Genomic DNA, 21,759 nt, shown 5'->3' with positions numbered 1-21,759 from the left:
CTCGTTGGTCCGTGGTCGGCGGTGTCCTGCACCGACACCGAACTCGCCACCCGCATCCAAGAACTGGAGGCCGAGATGCGGGTGCTGATGTGGGAACAGCTGCAATACATCGCCGAAGCCGACCACCGCGCCATCCACACCGACACCACCGCCCGATCACTGCAAGTCTGGCTACAGGGGCTGCTCAACATCGACCCGCGTGACGCGAAAACCCGTGTCACAGTCGCCCGCAATGTCGAGGACCGGCAAACCTTCCACGGTGAGCTCATGCCTCCTGACCTGCCCGACACGGCAGCCGCTTTGGCTGAGGGTGCGATCGGGCTGGACCACGCGCGTGTCATCGTCAACGGAATCCGACGCCTGCCCGACTACGCCCGCTGCCACCAGGTCGCCGAGGTCGAATCAACTCTCGCCGGGTATGCGCGCACGATGCCGCCGAGGGAGTTGGAGAAACTCGCCGAACGCATCCGCTACCTCCTCGACCAAGACGGCGCCTACCGCGACGAAGAAACCCAACACGAAGCACGCGAGTTGTACTACGCGACCACCCGGGACGGGATGACCGTCATCAAAGCGAAGCTGGACCGTGAAACCGGGGCGAAGTTCGCCGCGCTCATGCAACCCCTCGCCGCGCACCGACCCGAGATCGACGGAGAGAAGGACCCGCGCACGGTGGGGCAGCGGAACGCGGACGGGTTCGCCGCATTGCTGGATCTGGCGCTGGACCACGACGGAATGCCGTGCACCGGTGGACAGCGGCCGCAGATGACCATCGCCATCGACTTCGAGGACCTCAAGCGGGGCTTGGAGGTCATCGGCGAGGACGGCATGCCCGGCACACTGAACACCGAACGCGCCATCACCGCCCAGAACGCACGCCGCATCGCCTGCGACGCCGAAATCCTGCCGATCGTCCTCGACGGTGACAGTCTCCCGTTGGATGTGGGCAGGGCTAAGCGAACCGCACCCACGCACATTCGCGCCGCGTTGCTCCGGCGCGATGGAGTGTGCGCGTTCCCGGGATGCGACCGGCCGCCGGGAACTTCCGAAGCGCACCACGTCCAACACTGGGTCGACGGCGGTGCCACCGACCTGGACAACATGGTCATGCTCTGCGCGCACCACCACCGCACACTCCACAACCAACGCTGGGACATCGCCATGCACGACGGGCGGCCCAAGTTCATCCCACCATCCACAGTGGACCCCAGGCGAATACCACGACCAGGCGGCAGAGCGCTACCCGCCCAACACCGCGAGTACCTCCGGGAGCTCATCCCCGCACCACGGGGCCCGGCGGGCGATTCGTGACGCCCGGATGTGGAGCTGCCCTTGTCGGAGTAGTTCGGCCTGCAGTCGCTCCACGTGCAGCACCGAACCAGGTGTCGACCGGACAGGCCGAGGCCTGGGAAGCACACGCGCCAGCAGAGAAGAGACGCAGGTCACATTCGGCGATGTCACAGGGAGTCGAGTCACCTCGTCTCGGGAGGTGTAGCCACTGACGACCACGGAGGAGCACACCATGGACGCGCGACTGAACTACCTCGCCAGCACGACCGCCGCCAAGGCCAGCAAGTACATCATGTCGGCGGGCAAGGCCCTCAAGGAAGCTCCGCTGCCCGCCGCGACGCAGGAGTTGGTGGCGCTGCGCGTGAGCCAGATCAACGGGTGCGCCGCCTGCATCGACATGCACACGAAGGATGCCGCCGTTGCCGGTGAGACCTCGGTGCGCCTGAATCTGGTCGCGGCGTGGCGGGAGGCCACGGTCTTCACCGAGGCCGAGCGCGCTGCTCTGGAGCTGGCTGAGGAGGGCACCCGGGTCGCGGATGCGGCCACCGGCGTCAGCGACGACGTGTGGGCGCGCGCCGCCAAGCACTACGACGAGGAGCAGCTCACCGCCCTGGTGATCATGGTTTCCTTCATGAACATGGTGAACCGGCTGAACATCATCACCCAGCAACCGGCCGGCGACTACGTGCCCGGGCAGTTCCACTGAACGTCAGCTTCAACGGGAGGAGAGTCGGCGTGAGCAAGGTCGAGGAGTTCGAAGAGCTGCGGCCGCTGCTGTTCTCGATCGCCTATCGGATTCTGAGCAGTGTCGGTGAGGCCGAGGACGCGGTGCAGGAGACGTGGCTGCGCTTCGACCGCTCCTCGACCCTGCCCACGTCGACCAAGGCCTTCCTGTCCGCCACGGTGACGCGGATCGCGATCGACGTGCTGCGTTCCGCGCGGGTGCGGCGCGAGGAGTACGTCGGCCCTTGGTTTCCCGAGCCGTTGCTCAGCGATCCCTACCAGGATCCGGGCCGGGCGGCTGAGCTGGCCGACTCGGTGTCGATGGCGGCGCTTCTGCTGTTGGAGCGGCTCAGCCCGCTGGAGCGGGCGGTGTTCGTGCTTCGGGACGTGTTCGCCTTCGGATTCGACGACATCGCTGCGGCGGTGGGGCGCTCGGAGTCGGCGTGCCGGCAGCTGCTGGTGCGGGCGCGACGTCATATGGAGGCCGGGCGGCCACGGTTCGCGGCCGATCGGCAGGAGCGGCAGGAGTTGGCGACGCGGTTCTTCGACGCGTTGAAGGACGGCGATGTGGGCTCGCTGCAGAGCCTGCTGGCCGCCGACGTGCATTTGGTCGGGGACGGCGGCGGGAAGGCCCCGCAGCTGGCCCGGGCCGTTGTCGGTGCCGAGAACGTGGCCCGGGTGCTGGGCACCGTCTTCCCCTGGCTGATCCAGATCGACGTGATGTTCGAGCCGCGCGAGGTCAACGGCCAGCCCGGCGCCATCTTCCGCGACCGGGACGGCAAGATCCTGCACGCCATGGTCCTCGATGTGCTCGACGGGCAGATCCAGGCCATCCGCAGCGTGATCAACCCCGACAAGCTCGGCCACATCGGGCCGGTCGGCGACGCCTGGGCCGTCGACCGCGAGGTGAAGCAGGTCCGTCGGGGCCGGAAATGACGATGTCGCGGGCCGCGCCGGTGCGCGGCCCGCGACATCGAACTCCGTGCTACTTCTGGCCGTAGCCCGCGAACAGTTCCGCGCAGCGCGCGAGTTCCGCGTCGCTGAGCAGGCTCGGTTCGCCCGCTCGGCTCGCGGTCAGCCAGAGTTCGCACAGCCACTCCAGCTGCCGCGCCCTGTTGTAAGCCTGCGACAGGCTCGCACCGATGGTGATCGTTCCGTGGTTCCGGAGGATGCACCCGGCGCGTCCTTCCAGCGCCTTGGACATCGTCTCGGCCAGCTGGTCGCTGCCGAACGTGGCGTACTCCGCCACCTGCACGGTGCCGCCGAAGTCCGCGAGCTGGTAGTGCACCGCCGGAACGTCGTTGCGCAGCAACGACAACGCCGTCGCGTTCAGCGAATGCGTGTGCACCACTGCCCCGGCGTCGTGCCGCTGATATGCCGCGAGGTGCATCGGCAGTTCCGACGTCGGCTTGAGGTCTCCCTCCACCACCTCGCCGGTGAGGTCCACCAGCGGGATGTCGGCCACCGTCAGCTTGTCGTAGTCGACGCCGGACGGTGTCACCGCCACCAGATCGCCGCTGCGGACCGACACGTTCCCGGACGTGCCGACCACCAGCCGGTCCGACGTCATCCGCCGGGCGATCTCGATGACCTCGCGCCGTTGCTCGGCCAAACGCGAACTGCTCACTTCATCCCTCGTTCAGCAGGTGGCGCCGGACGATTCCGACGCCGACTCGTAGCCCTTGATCGCGGCGACCTTCTCCGCCGACGGCGAAGACTCGTCGAACCGGTGCTCCAGCCACTCCGACGCCAGCTTCCGGGCCAGCTCCAAGCCGACCACGCGCTGGCCGAAGCACAGCACCTGGGCATTGTTGCTGAGCACCGACCGCTCCACCGAGTAGCTGTCGTGCGCGGTGACGGCCCGGATGCCCGGCACCTTGTTCGCGCTGATCGCCACGCCGAGCCCGGTGCCGCACACCAGCAGCGCCCGGTCCGCTTCGCCCTCGGCGACCAGCCGTGCCGCGTTGACCGCCACGTGCGGGTAGGCGGTGTGCTCGTCCGAGCCGACGCCCACGTCCACCACGCCGGCCACCCGGGGATCGCTCTCCAGGTCCTTCTTCAGCGCTTCCTTGTACTGCAGCCCCGCGTCGTCGGAGCCGACCACGATGCGCAGCGGCGCCTGCTCAGTCACTTCTCGCCATCCTTCCCGTTCCCGGCGAGCCCAGCACCGCCGGCGAGTACCGTCCCGATCCGGGTGAGCGCGAGCGCCAGCGACGTCGCGCCCGGGTCCGGGGTTCCGACGCTGCGCTCGGCCAGCGGCCTCGCGCGCCCGGTGCGGGGCCGAAGCTCCGCGGTGCTCTCGGCTGCCTTCGTCGCCGCCTTCGCGGCCTGCTGCCACGCCTCGGTGCCGGTCGCACCCGCCTCGACGGCTGCGCGCAGCTCCTCCACGAACGGCACCAGCGCGTCCACCAGCGTCTTGTCGCCGAGCTCCGCCCGGCCCAGGCGCTGCACCGCCGCGAGAGCCGCCGAGGCGCCCGCGGTCAGGTCGTTGGCCATGGCCGCGCGGTGATCCGGCAGCAGGTCGCCGAACGACCGCAGTGCCGCGCCCCACAGCACGCCCGACGTGCCGCCGGCCTTCGCCGCCCACGCGTCGCCCGCCGCAACCAGCGCCGCGGCCGGGCCGACGCCCTTCGCCACGGCCTCGTCCGCGGCCGCCACTGCTGCCGCGCTGCCGCGCGTCATGCCGCGGCCGTGGTCGCCGTCGCCCGCGATCGCGTCGAGGCGGCCGAGCTCTTCTTCCTTGTCGTGCAGCAGGTCCGCCACCTCGTGCAGGGCCTTCGCCACGACCGCCGCCGTCGCCTGGCCCTCCGGCGGAGCCACCACCGTCACCTTCTCCGGTGCCGCCGGCAGCTCTTCGTCCACATCGGACTCTTCTGCTTCGGCGAACGCGACGTTCCCCTTGCGGTAGGCGGGGGTGTCGGCCGGCGCCTGCCACAGCCGCTCCAGCTCCGGGTCCAGCCAGGTCAGGGTCAGCGAGCAACCGGCCATGTCCAGGCTGGTCACCAGCTCGCCCACCTCGGGCGCGACGACCTCCACGCCCGCCTCTGCCAGCAGCCGGGACACGGTGCCCCAGACCACGAACAGTTCCTCGTACTTGGTGGCGCCGAGCCCGTTGAGGATCGCCGTCACCCTCGGCTTCGCCGCACCGGTCTCCGGGGCCTCCGCGAGCAGGCCGTCGACGAGGATCTTCGCCAGCTCCGACGCCGAAGGCAGGTCGCGCTCGGAAACGCCGGGCTCGCCGTGGATGCCGAGCCCGAGCCCCATCCGGCCCTCGGGCACCTCGAACAGCGGCTGGTCCTGGCCCGGCAGCGTGCAGCCGTCGAAGGCCACGCCGAGGCTGCGGGTGCGCGCGTTCGCATGCTCGGCGACCCGCACCACCTCGTCGAAGGAGTAGCCCTCCTCGGCCGCCGCCGAGGCGACCTTGAACACCACGAAGTCGCCGACCACGCCGCGGCGCTTGGTCTGCTCCGACGCCGGGGCGCTGGCCACGTCGTCGGTCACCACCACGTTGTGCGCGCGGATCCCGTCGCGTTCCAGGCGTTCCACCGCCAGCCCGAAGTTCATGTTGTCGCCGGCGTAGTTGCCGAACGAGAACACCACCCCGGCACCGCGGTCGACCGCACGGCCCACCGAGTAGGCGTCGTCGGCCGACGGCGAGGTGAAGATGTTGCCGATGACCGAGCCGTCGGCGAAGCCCGGGCCGACCACCCCGCAGAACGCCGGGTAGTGCCCGGAGCCGCCGCCGGTGACCACGGCGACCTTGCCCTGCCGCGCGCGTTTCGCCCGCACCACGCCACCCGGCACCTGCCGGACGTAATCGGGGTGCGCCGCCACGAAACCGGTCACCATGTCCTCGGTGAACGACGCGGGATCGTCGTACAAGCGCGTCATCTGCTGCTCCTCAGCGCCATGTCTTGCAGGTCAGGAGGTCGCGCCCCACAACGGGCGGGCGCGGTCGATCGATTCCAGGTACTCGCGGTAGCCGCGCTCGTAGAACTCCACGGCGTTCGGGTGCGGCACCACGGTGCGCCGCGCCGCGGCCCACTTAGCCCGGTCCACCGGCTCACCTAGCGAGTCCCACGCGGTCATCGCCGCGCCGCGCGCGCCGACACCTTCCTCGTAGGGCACGTGCAGCGGCCGGCCCAGCACGTCGGCGAAGATCTGGCTCCACGCCGCCGATCGCGCGCCGCCACCGCACGCCGAGACCTCGCCGGTCAGGCCCGCGGTCTCCAGGTTGTGCCGCGCCGCGTAGGCCACCGCCTCGCACATCGCGCGCACCAGGTCGGACTGCGTGGTTTCCAGCGACAGCCCGGTGAACTGGCCGCGGGCGTACGGCTCGACGAACGGGGCGCGTTCGCCGGAGCTGGACAGGAACGACAGCGCCGACACGCCGCCGGCACCGGGTTTGCTGTTGCCCAGCAACGTTTCCAGCTGGTCCACGCCGGCGCCGACCATGCCCAGCACCCAGTCCAGGTTGGCGGTGCCGACCATCGCGGGCATCACCCGCAGGTACCGGTCCGGCAGCGGCGTCGCCAGCCACATGCCCGCGACCTCGCCGTCCGGGTCGATGACGACCTCGTCGCGCAGCACCTGGCAGCCCAGCGTCGTGCCGATCACCAGACTGCCGTCGCCGACATTGCTGACGCCGGAGCCGAACGCGCAGGCGGGCAGGTCGAACGGGCCCGCCGACACCGGCAGCCCGGCGGGCAGCCCCAGGTCCTTGGCGCTCTTGCCGTCCAGCGCGAACAGCTTGTTCGGCGGGGCCGGTTCGGCCAGCAGCCGCCGGTACTCCTCAATGCCGCAGGCCTGCAGCGCTTCCTGCGAGTAGCTGCGGTTCGGCACCTCCAGGAACGGCAGCGACGCGTCGGAGGCGTCCACCGTGATCTCGCCGGTGAAGCGCTGCACGATCGCGTCCACGCAGTAGCCGGCGACCGCGGCGCGCTCCAGCCGCTCCGGGGCGTGTTCGGCCAGGTGCGCCAGCAGCGGACCGGCCGAGCCGGGGAACATCCCCGACCCGGTCAGCCCGTACACCTTCCGCTGCACGCCGGAGGATTCCCAGCGGTCCAGCACGTCCGCGGCGCGGGCGTCCAGCCACGAGATGGCCGGGCCGACCTGCTGCCCCTGGTGGTCGCGCAGCCACAGCCCGTCGCCCTGGCCGGTGATGGCCAGCGCCTCGATCGGCTCGCCGACCTGCTCGGCCGCCGCGGCGACCTCGCGCACCACCTGGACGACCGAGCCGATGACCTCTTCGAGGTCCTGCTCGACCCGGCCACCGGACTGCCGGTGCAGCGTGCTGCGCTTGCTGTGCGTGACCAGCGCCGTGCCGTCGCGGTTGATCAGCGACGCCTTGGTCACCGACGTGCCGACGTCCACCCCGATGATCATGGCCGCAGGCCTTCGAACTTGGCCAGCACGTCCGGGTTGGCGACGAAGCGCGGCCGCTCTCCGCCCAGGAAGCGGGCGACCTCGCCGGCGACGATCTCGGCGGCGCGGTGCGCGGTCTGGCGGGTCGCCCCGGCCAGGTGCGGCGTGGTGATGACGTTCGGCGCGTCGAACAGCGGCCAGTCGCGCGGCGGCGGTTCGATGTCGTAGACGTCCACCGCCAGGGCGCCGAGGCGGCCGGACTTCAGCAGCTCCGGCAGCGGCGCGTAGTCGAGCAGCCCGCCGCGCGCGGAGTTGATCAGCACCGCGCCTTCCGGCAGCAGCTTGAGGTTGTCGGCGTTGAGCAGGTTCTTGGTCTCCGGGGTGAGCCGCGCGTGCAGGCTGACCACGGAGCTGCGCCGCAGCAGCGCCTCCAGCTCGACGAGCTCGACGCCGTCGTTGGCGGCGTCCTCGGCCTTGACGAACGGGTCGGACACCAGCACGTGCGCGCCGAAGGCCTTCAGCACCCGGGCCACGATCTTGCCGATCGCGCCGTAACCGACCAGGCCGACGGTGGAGCCTTCCAACTCGATGCCGGCGTTCTCGTAGGCGTAGTAGTCGCCGCGCCACTTGCCCGCCTTGAGCTCGGCGTCGGAGCCGGGGATGCGGCGCAGCGCGGCGAGGGTCAGGCCGACCGCGAACTCGGCGGCCGCGGCGGCGTTGCGGCCGGGCGCGTAGCTGACGATCACGCCGTTGTCGGTGGCGGCCTGCAGGTCCACGTTCACCGGGCCGCCGCGGCAGACGCCGACGAACTTCAGCTGCGGGCTGTTGGCCAGCACGTCCGCGGTGAACGGCGCCATCTGGGTGGCGACGATCTCCACGCCGCCGAGCGCGTCGAGCAGCTGCTGCTCGGTGCCGCTGGCCTCGTGGACGTTGCCGACCGGGCCGAACGGCTCGATGGGCCACGGCAGCTTCAGGGTGCTGAACTGCAGGTCGTGCGCGCCGGCGCTGTTGCGCAGGGCGTCGACGAACACCTCGGGAGCGACGAAGTGGTCACCTGCGGCCAGAACGCTGGTCATGAGGACTCCTTTGTCTCTTGCTTTCGGTGAGCTCGGCTGCCGCGGTCGTCAGCTGCCGACCGGTTCGGGCAGTCCGCTCACCAGGCGCGCCCGGACGTCGTCCAGGTCGGTGGCGATGTAGCTGGCCCCGGCCAGGGCGTCTTCGGCCGGCGGGTAGTCGGAGTTGGGAATGGCCACCACAGTCATCCCCGCTGCGGCCGCGGCGCGCAACCCGTTGCTGGAGTCCTCGACCGCCAGGCAGTGCCGCGAGTCCTGGCCGAGCTTCTCCGCGGCGGAGAGGTACACGTCGGGGCTGGGCTTGCCCTTGGGCACCTCGGCGCTGGAGACCGTCGCCGTGAAGTGCTTGATCAGGCCGTGGCGGTCCAGGACCGCGTCGATGAGCCGGCGCGGCGCGGACGAGGCGAGCGCGATCGGGGCGCGCGCGGCGACCTCGGTGACCATCTTCTCGGCGCCGGGCAGCAGCTCGATCTCACCGCCGTCGAGCGCGGCGATCATGTCGTCGACGACGATGCGCTCGGTCTCCACCGCGGACTCGGGGGCCGCGCTGAAGTCGGCCAGGAAGGCCGACCACTCGGGGGCGCTCATGCCCTGCACCTGCCGGGTCTGCTCCACCGTCCAGGTCTTGCCGCGAGCGGCGGCGAACTTCGCCCACATCCGCTCCCACAGGTGCTCGCTCTCGACCAGGACGCCGTCCATGTCGAACACGACCGCGCGGTGGGTGCCGTTCGGCCCTTCGGGCTGGGTCATCTTTACCTCCCGCCAAACACTGACACGGTCAAATTAACATGATTGACGTTAAGTGTCACCCTCAGAGTGATACTTCCGCGAGTCCGTGACGTCCGGCGGCACGTGCTCCGCACCACGGGGCAAGATGGCCGCATGTCGTCCGCACCGAAGAAGCAGTCCGCCCGGCTCCTGCGGCAGCAGAAGATCATCGACCACGTGGTCGGGCAGGGGTTCGCCAGCGCCGCGGAACTGTCCGAGCTGACCGGCGTCAGCCTGATGACGGTGCACCGCGACCTCGACGACCTGGTCACCCGGGGCCTGCTGCGCAAGTACCACGGCGGCGTCTCCGCCCAGCCGTCCACGGTGTTCGAGAGCAGCTCGGACTTCCGGCTGCACACCCACACCGTCGAGAAGGAAGCGCTGGCCAAGGACGCGCTGCAGTTCATCACGCCCGGCATGTCGGTGATGCTGGACGACTCGACCACCGCGCTCGCGCTGGCCAGGCTGCTGCCCGAGGTCGGCCCGCTGACCGTGGTCAGCAACTACCGCCAGGTCCAGGAGGCGCTGCGCGACGTGCCGGACATCCGGCTGATCGGCCTGGGCGGCGAGTACTCCCGCACCCACGACTCCTACCTCGGCCTGCCCTGCCAGGAGATGATCAGCACCTTCTCGGTGGACATCGTGTTCCTGTCCACCTCGGCGATGAACGCGCGGCTGACCTACCACCAGGAGCAGGAGATCGTGCTGGTCAAGCGGGCGATGCTGGCCAGCGCGACGACCAAGGTGCTGATGATGGACGCCAGCAAGGTGGCCCGCTCGGCGCTGCACCAGTTCGCGCCGGTGCGCGCCTTCGACCACGTGCTGCTGGCGGGCGAACTGGACTCGGCGCTGGTCGAGGAGATGCGCGAGGAGACCGACGTCCGGCTGTCGCCGGTGGAGTGAGCGGACCAGCGACGCTGTTGATCTTCACACTAGATTGCAAATGAATTAACGTCTTGCGCGTTAAACTGAACAAGGTGCATGATAGCCAGCACCCGTCGACCGGGGGCGCGTCCTAGCCGCGCACCACCGGGAAGTTCCGATTCCTTGGAGACAGTGATGTCCCAACAGACCTCTGCGGATGCCGAGTCGTTGCGGCCGGCCAGCAGACTCGACCGCATCGGTATCCCCAAACAGCTCTTCTGGGGCTTCATCGCCGTGCTGATCTTCATGATCGGCGACGGCGTGGAGACCACCTTCCTGTCGGACTACCTGCAGCAACCCGAGGGCGGCGGACTGCCCGGCGCTACCGCGGCGTTCGCCACGGTCACGCTCTACGGCGTCGCGGCCATGATCGCCGCGTGGTTCTCCGGGACGCTCTCCTCCATCTGGGGCCCGCGCCGGGTCATGTGGCTCGGTGGCGCCTGGTGGGTCGTGTTCGAGGCCCTGTTCCTGTTCGTGGCGCTGCCCTCGCAGAACCCGACGTTCATCGTCGCCACCTACGGCATCCGCGGCTTCGCCTACCCGCTGTTCGCGTTCGCGTTCCTGGTGTGGGCGCAGATCGCCAGCCCCACCAAGATGCGCGGTTCGGTCGCCGGGTGGTTCTGGTTCGCCTTCACCGGTGGTCTGCCGACCCTGGGCGCGGCGGTGGCCGCGGTCTCCATCGGCGTGTTCGGCCTGAGCCAGCACGGCACTCTGGTGCTGTCGCTGGTGGTGGTCCTGATCGGTGTGCTCATCGGTAGCTTCGCGGTCCGCGAGGAGCACGGCCTCAAGCCGATCGCCGACGAGACGGTCGCCAACCCGCGCAGCCTCAAGCGGCTGGGCGAGGGCGTGGACATCCTCTGGCGCGACCGCCGCACCCTGGCCGGTGGCCTGATCCGCATCGTCAACACCGCGCCGCAGTACGGCTTCTTCGCGATGTTCCCGTTCGTGCTCGGCCCGGCCACGCCGGGCGGTGGCTTCCTCACCGCGCCGCAGCTGGCCACGCTCGCGTCGATCAGCTACGGCGCGAACATCGCCGCGAACCTGTTCTTCGGCGTGTTCGGCGACCGCTTCGGCTGGCGCCGCACGATCACCTGGTTCGGCTGCGTGGGCTGCGCCATCGCGACCCCGCTGTGGTACTTCACCGCCGTGTCCACCCAGAGCTTCGCGGTGACCGCCACCTTCGGCGTCGTCTACGGCATCCTGCTGGCCGGGTTCGTCCCGCTGTCGGCGCTGATGCCGTCGATGGTCTCGCCCAAGGACAAGGGTTCGGCCCTGGCGATCCTGAACTTCGGTGCCGGCGGCGCGGCGTTCGTCGGCCCGGTCGTGGTCACGATCCTGTTCCCGCTGGTCGGCGGCGGCGGGGTGGCCATCGCGTTCAGCGTGCTCTACATCCTGGTGGCGTTCCTGAGCCTGAAGGTCAAGGACGGCTGCGACCCCGGCGAGCAGAAGCTGGCGCAGCGAGCTGCGCAGCACGTCGCGACGGCCCGGTCCTCCGCGTAAGGTCCGCCGTCGTCGTCGTGAGCCCGCGTCCCGAGGACGCGGGCTCACGTGCATTCGGCCGTCGTCGCTGAGCGCGACCAGGTGGCGACCGCCCGGGGTGAACGCGAGCGGCCCGGCGATCCGGCCGGGGAGGACGGTCGTGGTGGTGCCGAGCACCGCGATCCGGCCTTCGGCGTCGCGGGCCGCGACGATCGGGATGTCGCCGTCCAGCACGGCGAGCGCGGGATCGGACGTGGCGGCGGCGTCGATCGACGCTACCGGCGACCATCCCGTGTGTTCGCCGAGCACGACCAGCCGCCCGGTCGCGGCCTCGCGGAACGCCGCGAACGACTGGCGGCCGCGCGCAACGGCAACGGACCCGGCCGGTCGGTGCGCTTCCGGCGGCGCGACGAGCCGGCCGCCGGAGCCGTCGAGCCGCCAGTGCAGCAGCCCGGCTCGCGCGGTGGCGAAGACGTGCACCTCCTCGGTTCCGGTCAGCAGCACCGAAACGGTGTCGACGACTCCGGTGCCGCCGAGGTCCGTCCAGGCCGCCTGATCGGCGAACCGCGTGCTCACGCCGCCGCGCGCGTTGCGGACCGCGACCAGGGTCCTGCCCTCCGGGGTTGTGACGGCCGCCGGTGGCCCGGCCGACGGGGCGCCGAGGTCCTTCCAGCGGTTCGGCCCGTTGCGAAGCAGGATCTTGCCGGTGCGGTCCTGGATCACGAACGTATCCGGATCCGCGAACCCCACCGACCCCTCTCGCGGCACGAAACCCGACGTGTCCACAACAGACTCACCTGATTCGTTGCCTTCGAGGAGAATCCCACCTCGCACGTAGGCGTACGAGAGCCCGCCATCCCGGCCGGTCGTGGCCCAGTTCGCGCTCCACGGCCAGCGGGGACGCATGCTTCGCAGCCACGTCGCATAGGGCTCCGCCATGCTCACCTCGGCGTCGTGCTCCGCGTAGCGCGCGAAGATCGCACGCTTGTCGTCGACGATCTCCCCGGGCAGGTTCGGCGGCGCATCCGCGATGTTGTAGTCGCGGTAGTGGACCAGGTGCGCCGATCCGGCGGATCGCATCGCGAGCTCGGCGAATCGCGCGGTCATCACGTGGTCCGGATGATCGTGGTGGCTTCCCCACTGCGGCTGGTACCGGGCGTCCGGCTCGGGATCGTGGGTCCGCACGATGCCGGGAGCGAACCGCCGATGGAGCCGAGCCAGCGCATCGAGCACCGAGGCGCGGTCGTAGAAGCTGGTTCCCGCCAGCACCGAACCTTCCGGTCGCAGCGTCTCGACCCTGGCCGTCGAGTCGTGCCAGAGCCGGGTCAGCGCGTGCTTTCCTCCCGTGGCGTGCGGATCGTTGTCGTCGGGCAGGTTCAAGAACACCAGCCGCACCCGCGGCCGATCGCGCAAGGTCTGCACCTCGGCCTGACGGCCGCCGGGCAGCGTCAGCCCGGCATGGTCCCAGGCGTCGGGAGCTCCGGCCATCGCCGCGAACGCCGCCCGCGCCCCGGCCTGCCGCTGCGCGGCATACCGCGCGGCGGGCCGCACATCGCTCTCCCCCGCCGTCAGGAACACCGTCGTCACGGTCGCGCCGGAGCGGATCGAGATGGCCAGGTCCGGGTTCATGAACAGGATGTCGTCGTCGGGGTGCGCCACCACCTGCAGGTGGGAACGCGCCTGCGCGGCAGCGGCGGGATCGACGAGCAGCGCTATCAGCAGCACCGCGATCGCGGCGGCAAGTCCTCTCATCGCGGCTGCCTCCTCGCGCTCAGCGGGACGACGGTCAGCACCATCGCGAGCAGCGCTCCCGCGCACGCCAGCAGGAGGTGCAGGGCGAATCCGGGTGAGCTCCAGGACAGCGCGAGCGTGCCGCCGGGCAGACCGGGTGGCAGGCGCACCACGAGCAGCCCCGCTTCGGTGCCCTCAACCGGCACGCGGCGTCCGTCCACTGTGGCCTGATATCCGGGCCAGGCCAGGCGCGCGAAGACCAGCTCCGCCCGATCACCGGTGCGGCCGAACCGCACGGTCTCGCTGCGCTGCCCGTGCTGCAGGTCGTCGAGGACCTCCACGCCGCGGCTGGCGCTCAACCGCCCGCGCGGCCAGGGCAGGGCCGATTCCCGTTCCAGCACAACGACATCGCTGTTCCGCCGGGCGATCCGCCAGCCCGCCGGTGCTTCGGTCACCTCGCGGAGGCGGCGCTGCACCACGACGTGCGTCGCCTTGAGCCGGTCGGCCAGCCCATCCCACAACCGGTCGTAGGCCTGCGGGCAGGTGGCCCCGTAGTAGCTCAGGCAGAGCCGGCGGTGCAGGGCGTCGTGGCCGATTCCGGTGTAGGACACCAGGCTCGCGACCCCGGCGGCCGCGTGCATGTTGCCGAACAGCAGGTGCCGCCACGCGCTCCGGGAGGCGACGTCGTCGGGCGGGATCAGGTCGCGGTCGGCGATCTGCACCAGCGTGCCGCTGCGGAATTCCGCGTAGCGGGACCGGAGTTCGGCGACGGAGGTCGGGAAGTTGTAGACGGCGACATCCCGGTTCGCCGGGAACCAGGCCATCTGCAGCGCAAGCGCGCAGACCGTGCCGAGGTGCAGTACCGCGGCGACCAACCGCTTGCGGTGCACCACGACGGCGAGCAGCACGACGATCACGCCCAGCGACACGAGGTGCTTCGGTGCCAGCGAGGGCCACGCCGCGAACGCGAGATAGCCGCCCAGCAGAACAGATCCCGCGGAACACGCCAGCCGCACCTTGAAGTGGTCGGTGCGCAAACCCCGCGACAGCGCCACGGCGAGCAGCACCGCCAACGCCAGGTGCAGCACCGCAACGTGCCGCAGCGGCCACCGGAACAGCCACACGTTGGACGGCCCCAGGCACAGCAGGAAGTAGCAGCCCGCCACCACCACCGCGCACCGGCAGCGGCGCCACAGCGCTCCGGCGGACCGCCAGTCCAGCCAGGCCAGCAGCGGGACGGCGAACCACGCGAAGTAGGTGGCGGGCACCGACATCCGGAAGGTGCCGAAGGACAGGATCTGCGGCACGAACGAGGGCATGCTCGCGGTCAGCAGATCACCGATGCCCGGCACCAGTCGGCCGATGTTGAACAGCTCGTGCCCGGACCGCCACCCCACCGCCGATGCCGCCAGCACCGGCAAGAACACCAGCGGCAGGCTCGCCGCGACGGCCACTCCCACCAGCACCAATCGCCGGACGCGCGGCCGGTCCCGGCCGGTTTCGGCCAGCAGCCCGGCGAAGATCACGCCCAACGCCAGCACACCGTAGGGATCACCGGCGGACACGCACAGGTAGCACAGCAGCCACGCCCCGAAAGCAGGCCTCCGCCGCCGCAACGCCCACCACGCCCACGGCAGCCACGCGAAGCCCATGAGCCCGCCCGCCCAGGTCGCGGCCTGGAAGTACAGCACGAACCCGGACACCGGCAGCGCCACCGCGAGCACCGACGCGATCCCGCGCGTCGCCCCGTAACCGCGGCAGAGCAGGAACGTCCCGACGCCGAGCGTGACGAGGAACTGCGTCTTCACCACCGCCGCACCGACCGCGAGATCGCCGATCCACACCACCAGCAGGAAATCCAGCAGGTGCACCGGATTCCAGATCCCGAACAGCGCCTCAGCGGCCAGGTTCCCGCCCATCCACGAGTCGACGTCCAGCCCCAGCGGCCAGTCCCCGGCCAGCAGCCGCTCGCCCAGCCGGTGCCACATCGGGAGGAACTGCGCCGCGCTGTCGTCCCAGAAGTAGAACGACGGGTTCACCAGCACCGGGACCTGGCCCAGCACCGCGACGGCCGCCCCGACACCGACCGCACCCCGCCAGTCGACACGCCGTTCGCGGCGACGCGGTCCGCTGGTGAGCGCCGCCCTGCTCAGCAGGAACGTCACGGGCACCACGACCAGACCCGCCGCGACCGGAGCGAACCTCGAATCGACGCCGAACACCCCCACCGAAACCACGACAACGGCGGTGCTCAACCCGATCACGGCCAGGTTGGACAGCGGGAACAGCAGCAGGCTCCGCCGGTTCGGCACCACCCCGAAGGTGAACCGGCAGTTGAGCAGGTACGAGCACAGCGTCGCCACCGCCGTCGCGACCAGATGCGCCACCAGGTACGGAACCAGCAGCAACAACGCCAGGTAGGCGGTGCAATGCACGGCCGTGTTCACGCCGCCGACGAGCGCGAACCGCGCGAACTCCGATCTGCTTGCCTCGCGCCACATCACTCCCCCTGCAACGCCAGATCGGCGGCCGGGCGCAACCGGTGCGCACGCGCCCGCGGGTGGAACTCCGGGCTCGACTCCTTGACGAGGTAGTGCGGCCGCCGCTTGGCCTCGAAGTAGCTCTTGCCCAGGTACTCCCCGAGCACCCCGAGGAACAGCAGCTGCAACCCGCCCAGCCCGAGCACACCGGCGAGCAACGTCGCGTAACCGGGCACGTGCACACCGTCCACAATGGTGTTCGCCACGACGAAGAGCACGTAGCCGCCGGCCAGCAGCGCCACCAGCACGCCCAGGTAGATCGACAGCCGGAGCGGCCTGCTGTTGAACGAGGTCAGCCCGTCGATGCCGTAGTTCACCAGCGCGCCGAAGGTCCACCTCGAACCGCCGCCGCCCCGCGGCACGTTCCGGAACGACACGTACGCCGTGTCGAAACCGATCCAGGCGAACAACCCCTTGGAGAACCGGTGGTACTCCGGCAACGACAGCACCGCGTCCACGGCCCGCCGCGACAGCACCCGGAAATCCCCGACACCGTCCTGCAATCGCACGTCCACGAGCCGCCGGCACGCCCAGTAGTACATCTTGGACAGTGCCGACCGGACGCGGTTCTCACCGTCGCGGCCGCGGCGGGCGACGACCTGGTCGTAGCCGGAATCCAGCAGCGCCAGCATCCGCCGCAGCAGCCGCGGCGGATGCTGCAGATCGGCGTCCAGCAGCGCCACCCGGCCGCCCCGCGCATGCCGCAAACCGCACAGCATCGCCGCTTCCTTCCCGAAGTTGCGGCTCAGCGACACGTAGCGGAAGCGCGGGTTCAGCGCCGCCAGCCGGCGCGCTTCGCGCAGCGTCTGGTCGGTGCTGCCGTCGTCGACCAGGATCACCTCGTAATCCCGGACGCGCCCGGACAGCGCCGCGACCAGCGCGTCGTGCAACCGTTGCAGGCCGTGCTCCTCGTTGAAGCACGGCACCACCATCGAGAGGTACATGGCAGGTCTCATCCCAGGTCGATCGACTCCCGCAGGAACCGGGAAGCCGCTGTGGGCCAAACGAATCGGCGCCGACCGTAGGGTCCGGGGCGCGCCGCGCCCCCTACCGACACACCGGCGAATAATCCGCCCGGGGCGGCTTTTCGCCACATGGCCACCCGATCGCGCAATCACGCGCCGGAAATGGCAGGCTGGCCGCATGGCCTCGTTTCCCCGCCGCAGCGCCCGCACCCAGGGCTTCACCCTCGGCGCGCCGCGGAACTTCACCGCCGGTGCCACCGTGCTGTTCCTGCGATCCGCAGGCGGCACCGAACGCAGCAACGCCCTCTGGGCGCTGGACACCAGAACCGGCCGGGAGCGGATGCTCGCCGACCCGGCCGCGCTGCGGGTGGCCGACGAGGTCTCGCCCGAAGAGCAGGCCCGCCGCGAACGAGCGCGCGAACGCGCCCTGGGCATCACCGGCTACGCCACCGACGGCGACGGGAACCTGGCCGCCTTCACCATCTCCGGCCGGCTGTTCGTCGTCGACGTCGCGACCGGCGACGCCCGCGAGCTGCCCGCCCGCCAGCCGGTCGCCGACCCCCGGCCCGACCGCGACGGGCGCCGGATCGCCTACCTCTCCGGCGGTCAGCTGCGGATGATCGATGTGGACGGTTCCGGTGACCGCGCGCTCGCCGAACCCGACGGCGCTGACATCACCTGGGGCGCCGCGGAGTTCATCGCCGCCGAGGAGATGGACCGCCACCGCGGCTACTGGTGGTCGCCCGACGGTTCCCGGCTGCTGGCGGCCCGCGTCGACGAATCCCCGGTCCAGCACCTGTACCTCGGCGACCCGTCCGCCCCGCTGAGCGAGCCGACCGCCATGCGCTACCCGGCGGCCGGCACCGCCAACGCCGACGTGTCGCTGGCCGTCCTCGACCTCGACGGCAACCGGGTGGACGTCGAATGGGACCGCCAGGCCTTCCCGTACCTCGTCACCGCGCACTGGTCCGGGCACGGCGCCCCGCTGATCTCGGTGCAGACCCGCGACCAGCGCACCCAGCTCGTGCTGGCCGTCGACCCGGCCACCGGGTGCACCACCGAGGTGCACCGCGACACCGACCCGCACTGGGTGGACATCAAGCCCGGCTGGCCCGCCTGGACCCCGGACGGCCGGCTGGTGCGCATCAGCCCGGGCGACGGCGCGTACCGCCTGGTGGTCGGCGACCAGCCGTGGACCGCCGCGCCCCTGCAGGTGCGGGGCATCCTCGACGTCGGCGACGACGACGTCCTGATCTCCGCCTCGGAGCAGGACCCGACCCAGGTGCACCTCTACCGCGTCACCGCCGACGGCGCCGAGCGGATCACCGAGCAGCCCGGCGTCCACACCGGAACTCGTTGCGGCGACGTGCTCGTCGTCGCAACGTCCACAATGGACGAACCGCGCACCCGGGTGCGGGTGCACCTCGACGGGCGCGAGATCGCCGAGATCGAGAACCTGGCCGAAGACCCCGCCGTCGACCTCAACGTCACGCTCCTCCGCCTCGGCGATCGCGAGCTGTGCAGCGCCCTGCTGCTGCCCACCGGCTACGACCCGGCCGACGGCCCCCTGCCGGTGCTGCTCGATCCCTACGGCGGCCCGCACGCGCAGCGCGTGCTCTCCCGCCGCCAGGGCTACCTGACCTCGCAGTGGTTCGCCGACCAGGGCTTCGCGGTGCTGGTCACCGACGGCCGGGGCATGGCCGGCCGCGGCCCCGACTGGGACCGCGCGATCGCCGGCGACCTCGCCGGCCCGACCCTGCAGGACCAGGTCGACGCTCTGCACGCGGCCGCCGCGCAGCACCCCGAGCTCGACCTCGACCGGGTCGCCATCCGCGGCTGGTCCTTCGGCGGCTACCTCGCCGCGCTGGCCGTGCTGCGCCGCCCGGACGTCTTCCACGCCGCCGTGGTGGGTGCCGGAGTCGTCGACTGGCGGCTGTACGACACCCACTACACCGAGCGCTACCTGGGCGACCCCAACGAGGTTCCCAAGGCGTACGTGGAGAACTCGCTGCTGGCCGACGCGGGCAACCTCGAACGCCCGATGCTGATCGTGCACGGCACCGTGGACGACAACGTCATCCTGGCCCACGCACTCCGGCTCTCGGCCGCGTTGACCGCGTCGGCCCGCCCGCACAACGTGCTACCGCTGGCGGGCGTCAGCCACATGCCCACCGAGGAGACCACCAGCGAGAACCTGCTGCTGCTCCAGGTGGACTTCCTGCGCAAATCGCTGGCGCGCTAGAGGATTTCCAGCGGAACCGGATGCGGTGGCGCTGGGAAGCCCGCGTCGAGCTCGGCGAGATCGGCCGCCGACAACTCGATGTCCAGCGCCGCCCGGTTCTGCTCCACGTGCGCCACGGTGGCCGCCTTCGGGATCGCGCACACGCCGTCCTGCGCCAGCACCCAGGCGATCGCGATCTGCGCCGGAGTCACCGAATGCCGCTCGGCGACCCGCCGCAACGCCGGCTCGCCCAGCAGCCGCCCCTGCTCGATCGGCGAGTACGCCATCACCGGCAACCCCTGCTCCCGGCACCACGGCAGCAGGTCGAGCTCGATGCCGCGCCGGGTGAGGTTGTAGAGCACCTGGTTCGTGGCGGACCGCCGGCCGAGTTCGCCCTCGAACAGCTCCGACATGTCCCCGGGACCGAAATTGCTCACCCCGAAATGCCGGACCTTGCCGTCGGCGCGCAGCTGCTCGAACGCGTCCAGCGTCTCCGCCAACGGCGTGCTGCCGCGCCAGTGCAGCAGGTACAGATCCAGGTGATCGGTGCCCAGCCGCCGCAGGCTGCGCTCGCACGCGGCGACGGCGTCGCGACGCCCCGCGTTGTGCGGATACACCTTGCTGACCAGGAAAACCTCGTCGCGGCGCCCCGCGATCGCGGCACCGACGACCTCCTCTGCGCCGCCGCTGCCGTACATCTCGGCGGTATCGATCAGCCCCAGGCCGAGGTCCAGGCCGCGCCGCAGCGCAGCCACCTCCGCCGCGCGTTGCGCGCGCCGCTCGCCCATGCCCCAGGTGCCCTGCCCCAGCACCGGCAGCTCCTGCCCGCCGGGCAGTCGTAGGCCTCGCATGCACACTCCGTTCCAGGTGGTGGATCAAAGCCGGGCGTGCGGCCAAGAATACGGATCAGCGCTGCTGCGGCAGCACGGCCACCAGCTCGAAGCCGCCGTCCGCGGACGGCCCGGCGTCCAGCCGCCCACCCGCCATCTGCACCCGCTCCGACAAACCCGCCAGCCCGGACCCGCTGCTACCGGCCTCGACGGCCGGTAGCGCACGATCAGGAGCACCGTTGCTGACGGCGATGTGCAACGAACCCCCGCGGCACAGCAGGCTCACCTTGATCCCGGCGCCCGGCGCGTGCTTGGAGGCATTCGTCAGCGCCTCCTGAACCACCCGGTACGCGGCCCGCTCCACCGCCGCCGGCACCCCGTGCGGCTCGCTGAGCTGGGAAGACAACTCCACGTCCACACCGGCGGCGCGCGCCCGCACCACCAGGTCCGGGATCTTGTCCAACCCGACCTGCTGCCCCGCCGTGCCCAGCCCCAGCGTCGCGCGCATCTCGTCCAGCGCCTGCTTCGCCAACCCGCGCAACCGGCCCGCGGTCTCCTGCGCGGCGGGGTCACCAGTGGTCGCCGCCAACGCGGCCGACTCCACCGCGATCAGGGTGACGTGATGCCCGACCGCGTCGTGGATCTCCCGCGCGATCCGGGCCCGCTCCTCCGCACGCGCCGTCTCGTCCTTCGCCCGCAGCTCCGCCGCAGTAGCCGCCTCCAGACGCCGCAGGCTGTCGGCCAGCTGCTGCCGCAGCGACACCAACATCCCCAACGCGGTCGGCGCACCAGCGGCCGCCAGCACGAAAGCAAAGGTCAGGACGATCGAACCCGCCCCGAGCGACTGCGTGATCAGCACCGGGGTCACCGCGACCACCGTGGCCAGCAGAACCCCCGCGACCAACGTCGACACCCGAGGCCGCGCACGCCCCAACGCGTACAGAGCCACGACCGTCGCCGGCCACCCCAGGCCACCGGCCAACGCGGGCATGCACAACAACACCGAGACCCACGGCGACCACAGCCGCAACGGCAACAACGCGGCAGCCACCAACCCGGACACCACCGCGTACCCGAACGGATCCGGCGCGGCCAGCACCGCAGCCGCCGGAATCCCGACGGCCAAAGCCTCGGCACCGAGCCGCAGCCAGCGCCCCGAACTCACCGGAAGTCGCCCGCCACGCGCTGCGCGATCAACGCGGCCTGCACCCGGTTCTGCGCACCGAGCTTGCTCAACACCGTCGACACGTAGCTCTTCACCGTCGCCTCGGTCAGCCCGAGCCGAACCCCGATGTCGGCGTTCGACCGGCCATCGGCCAACAGCTGGAGCACCTGCCGCTCCCGCCCGGACAACCCCCGCACCAGCTGCATCTCGTGCGCGTTGTCGGTCGCACTGCGGAACCTCGGCAGCAGCCGCGCCGTGATCCGCGGATCCAGCACCGCCCCGCCCGCCGCCAAGTCGTGCACCGCCCGAGCCAGCATCGCCGGCTCGGCGTCCTTGAGCAGGAACCCGCGCGCCCCGAACCGCAGGGCATCGGCCACGTAGTCGTCCAGGTCGAACGTCGTCAACACCGCCGCCGCCGGCGGGTCCGCCAACGCCGTCAACGTCCGCAACGCCGTCAACCCGTCCTTGCCGGGCATCTGCACGTCGATCAGCGCGACGTCCACCCGGTGCGCGCGCACCGCCGCCAGCAACTCATCGCCGTTGCCCGCCTCGGCGACCACCCGGATCGTGCCGTCGGCCTCCAACAACACCCGCAGGCCACGCCGCAGCATGGCCTCGTCATCGGCCAGCACGACGCGGATCGGCCCCCCGCCGTCCTCAGCCCGCACCACTCGGTCACCTCCCCT

At 71.0% G+C, this 21,759-nt stretch carries 18 protein-coding genes and 1 pseudogene; 7 read left to right on the top strand and 12 right to left on the bottom strand.

The window, feature by feature from the left end:
* From AB0H93_RS41395 to AB0H93_RS41385, 3 genes are all read left to right on the top strand, one after another.
* On the top strand, positions 1-1,311 hold a 1,311-nt coding region (locus AB0H93_RS41395; protein ID WP_358581743.1), incomplete at its 5' end, for a DUF222 domain-containing protein.
* A gap of 211 nt (positions 1,312-1,522) precedes the next feature.
* Positions 1,523-1,996 carry a carboxymuconolactone decarboxylase family protein gene (locus tag AB0H93_RS41390; protein WP_358581741.1) on the top strand — a complete coding sequence of 158 codons (474 nt, stop codon included), beginning with the start codon at positions 1,523-1,525 and terminating at the stop codon, positions 1,994-1,996.
* A gap of 29 nt (positions 1,997-2,025) precedes the next feature.
* The gene (locus AB0H93_RS41385; protein WP_358581739.1) at positions 2,026-2,949 is read left to right on the top strand and encodes an RNA polymerase sigma-70 factor; all 924 of its coding nucleotides are present in this window, start codon (positions 2,026-2,028) and stop codon (positions 2,947-2,949) included.
* Positions 2,950-2,998: 49 nt separating this feature from the next.
* On the opposite strand, the gene AB0H93_RS41380 is transcribed toward AB0H93_RS41385, so the two are convergent.
* Genes AB0H93_RS41380 through AB0H93_RS41355 form a run of 6 tightly spaced genes read right to left on the bottom strand, consistent with a single transcriptional unit; the run spans position 2,999 to position 9,200 of the window.
* Positions 2,999-3,640, bottom strand: a complete 642-nt coding sequence (locus AB0H93_RS41380) for a class II aldolase/adducin family protein (RefSeq protein WP_358581737.1) — start codon at positions 3,638-3,640, stop codon at positions 2,999-3,001.
* 12 nt (positions 3,641-3,652) lie between these two features.
* Positions 3,653-4,144: a ribose-5-phosphate isomerase gene (locus AB0H93_RS41375; protein WP_358581735.1), complete on the bottom strand. Its 492-nt coding sequence runs from the start codon at positions 4,142-4,144 to the stop codon at positions 3,653-3,655.
* Positions 4,141-5,904, bottom strand: coding sequence for a dihydroxyacetone kinase family protein (locus AB0H93_RS41370; RefSeq protein WP_358581732.1), 1,764 nt, complete (start codon positions 5,902-5,904; stop codon positions 4,141-4,143). Before AB0H93_RS41370 ends, AB0H93_RS41375 begins: the two co-directional genes overlap by 4 nt.
* 30 nt (positions 5,905-5,934) lie before the next feature.
* Entirely contained in the window at positions 5,935-7,398 is a 1,464-nt protein-coding gene (locus AB0H93_RS41365) for an FGGY-family carbohydrate kinase (protein ID WP_358581730.1), read from the bottom strand.
* Positions 7,395-8,453 carry a 2-hydroxyacid dehydrogenase gene (locus AB0H93_RS41360; RefSeq protein WP_358581728.1) on the bottom strand — a complete coding sequence of 353 codons (1,059 nt, stop codon included), beginning with the start codon at positions 8,451-8,453 and terminating at the stop codon, positions 7,395-7,397. The genes AB0H93_RS41365 and AB0H93_RS41360 overlap by 4 nt, the downstream gene beginning before the upstream one ends.
* A gap of 48 nt (positions 8,454-8,501) precedes the next feature.
* Complete coding sequence (locus AB0H93_RS41355) at positions 8,502-9,200, bottom strand: HAD family phosphatase (protein ID WP_358581726.1); 699 nt, start codon at positions 9,198-9,200, stop codon at positions 8,502-8,504.
* A 132-nt stretch (positions 9,201-9,332) separates the two neighbouring features.
* On the opposite strand from AB0H93_RS41355, the gene AB0H93_RS41350 reads away from it, so the two are divergent.
* The 3 genes from AB0H93_RS41350 (at position 9,333) to AB0H93_RS41340 (ending at position 12,422) form a co-directional block, all read left to right on the top strand.
* On the top strand, positions 9,333-10,121 hold the full coding sequence (locus AB0H93_RS41350) for a DeoR/GlpR family DNA-binding transcription regulator (RefSeq protein ID WP_358581723.1): 789 nt from the start codon (positions 9,333-9,335) through the stop codon (positions 10,119-10,121).
* A 156-nt stretch (positions 10,122-10,277) separates the two neighbouring features.
* Entirely contained in the window at positions 10,278-11,642 is a 1,365-nt protein-coding gene (locus AB0H93_RS41345; RefSeq protein ID WP_358581721.1) for an MFS transporter, read from the top strand.
* Positions 11,643-11,690: 48 nt separating this feature from the next.
* The gene (locus tag AB0H93_RS41340; protein WP_358581718.1) at positions 11,691-12,422 is read left to right on the top strand and encodes a hypothetical protein; all 732 of its coding nucleotides are present in this window, start codon (positions 11,691-11,693) and stop codon (positions 12,420-12,422) included.
* Between the two features lie 291 nt (positions 12,423-12,713).
* Here AB0H93_RS41340 and AB0H93_RS41335 read toward each other — a convergent pair.
* The 3 genes and pseudogenes from AB0H93_RS41335 to AB0H93_RS41325 all read right to left on the bottom strand — a co-directional run.
* Positions 12,714-13,373, bottom strand: a pseudogene (locus AB0H93_RS41335) (PIG-L family deacetylase); the annotation flags it as partial.
* Complete coding sequence (locus tag AB0H93_RS41330) at positions 13,370-15,853, bottom strand: GtrA family protein (protein WP_358581716.1); 2,484 nt, start codon at positions 15,851-15,853, stop codon at positions 13,370-13,372. The pseudogene AB0H93_RS41335 and the gene AB0H93_RS41330, both read right to left, overlap by 4 nt.
* Complete coding sequence (locus tag AB0H93_RS41325; RefSeq protein ID WP_358581714.1) at positions 15,853-16,836, bottom strand: glycosyltransferase family 2 protein; 984 nt, start codon at positions 16,834-16,836, stop codon at positions 15,853-15,855. Before AB0H93_RS41325 ends, AB0H93_RS41330 begins: the two co-directional genes overlap by 1 nt.
* Positions 16,837-17,035: 199 nt before the next feature.
* Between AB0H93_RS41325 and AB0H93_RS41320 the strand changes: the two genes are divergently transcribed.
* Positions 17,036-19,099 (top strand): prolyl oligopeptidase family serine peptidase, encoded by a 2,064-nt coding sequence (locus AB0H93_RS41320; protein ID WP_358581711.1) that lies wholly within the window; start codon positions 17,036-17,038, stop codon positions 19,097-19,099.
* Here the strand turns inward: AB0H93_RS41320 and AB0H93_RS41315 are convergent.
* Genes AB0H93_RS41315 through AB0H93_RS41305 form a run of 3 tightly spaced genes read right to left on the bottom strand, consistent with a single transcriptional unit; the run spans position 19,096 to position 21,741 of the window.
* Entirely contained in the window at positions 19,096-19,929 is an 834-nt protein-coding gene (locus AB0H93_RS41315) for an aldo/keto reductase (RefSeq protein WP_358581709.1), read from the bottom strand. The genes AB0H93_RS41320 and AB0H93_RS41315 overlap by 4 nt on opposite strands.
* 55 nt (positions 19,930-19,984) lie before the next feature.
* Positions 19,985-21,073: a histidine kinase gene (locus AB0H93_RS41310; protein WP_358581706.1), complete on the bottom strand. Its 1,089-nt coding sequence runs from the start codon at positions 21,071-21,073 to the stop codon at positions 19,985-19,987.
* Positions 21,070-21,741: a response regulator transcription factor gene (locus AB0H93_RS41305; RefSeq protein ID WP_358581750.1), complete on the bottom strand. Its 672-nt coding sequence runs from the start codon at positions 21,739-21,741 to the stop codon at positions 21,070-21,072. Before AB0H93_RS41305 ends, AB0H93_RS41310 begins: the two co-directional genes overlap by 4 nt.
* Positions 21,742-21,759: the final 18 nt, after the last annotated feature.

The organism is Saccharopolyspora sp. NPDC050642, assembly GCF_040654735.1.
Taxonomy (GTDB): Bacteria; Actinomycetota; Actinomycetes; order Mycobacteriales; family Pseudonocardiaceae; genus Saccharopolyspora; species Saccharopolyspora elongata.
This window is presented reverse-complemented; position numbering and strand designations above follow the sequence as displayed.

Excerpts from the sequence above, each read along its gene's own strand:
- AB0H93_RS41390 (WP_358581741.1), top strand. The coding sequence starts at position 1,523 with ATGGACGCGCGACTGAACTACCTCGCCAGCACGACCGCCGCCAAGGCC.
- AB0H93_RS41370 (WP_358581732.1), bottom strand. The coding sequence starts at position 5,904 with ATGACGCGCTTGTACGACGATCCCGCGTCGTTCACCGAGGACATGGTG.
- AB0H93_RS41365 (WP_358581730.1), bottom strand. The coding sequence starts at position 7,398 with ATGATCATCGGGGTGGACGTCGGCACGTCGGTGACCAAGGCGTCGCTG.
- AB0H93_RS41360 (WP_358581728.1), bottom strand. The coding sequence starts at position 8,453 with ATGACCAGCGTTCTGGCCGCAGGTGACCACTTCGTCGCTCCCGAGGTG.
- AB0H93_RS41355 (WP_358581726.1), bottom strand. The coding sequence starts at position 9,200 with ATGACCCAGCCCGAAGGGCCGAACGGCACCCACCGCGCGGTCGTGTTC.
- AB0H93_RS41350 (WP_358581723.1), top strand. The coding sequence starts at position 9,333 with ATGTCGTCCGCACCGAAGAAGCAGTCCGCCCGGCTCCTGCGGCAGCAG.
- AB0H93_RS41345 (WP_358581721.1), top strand. The coding sequence starts at position 10,278 with ATGTCCCAACAGACCTCTGCGGATGCCGAGTCGTTGCGGCCGGCCAGC.
- AB0H93_RS41330 (WP_358581716.1), bottom strand. The coding sequence starts at position 15,853 with ATGTGGCGCGAGGCAAGCAGATCGGAGTTCGCGCGGTTCGCGCTCGTC.
- AB0H93_RS41325 (WP_358581714.1), bottom strand. The coding sequence starts at position 16,836 with ATGTACCTCTCGATGGTGGTGCCGTGCTTCAACGAGGAGCACGGCCTG.
- AB0H93_RS41320 (WP_358581711.1), top strand. The coding sequence starts at position 17,036 with ATGGCCTCGTTTCCCCGCCGCAGCGCCCGCACCCAGGGCTTCACCCTC.
- AB0H93_RS41315 (WP_358581709.1), bottom strand. The coding sequence starts at position 19,929 with ATGCGAGGCCTACGACTGCCCGGCGGGCAGGAGCTGCCGGTGCTGGGG.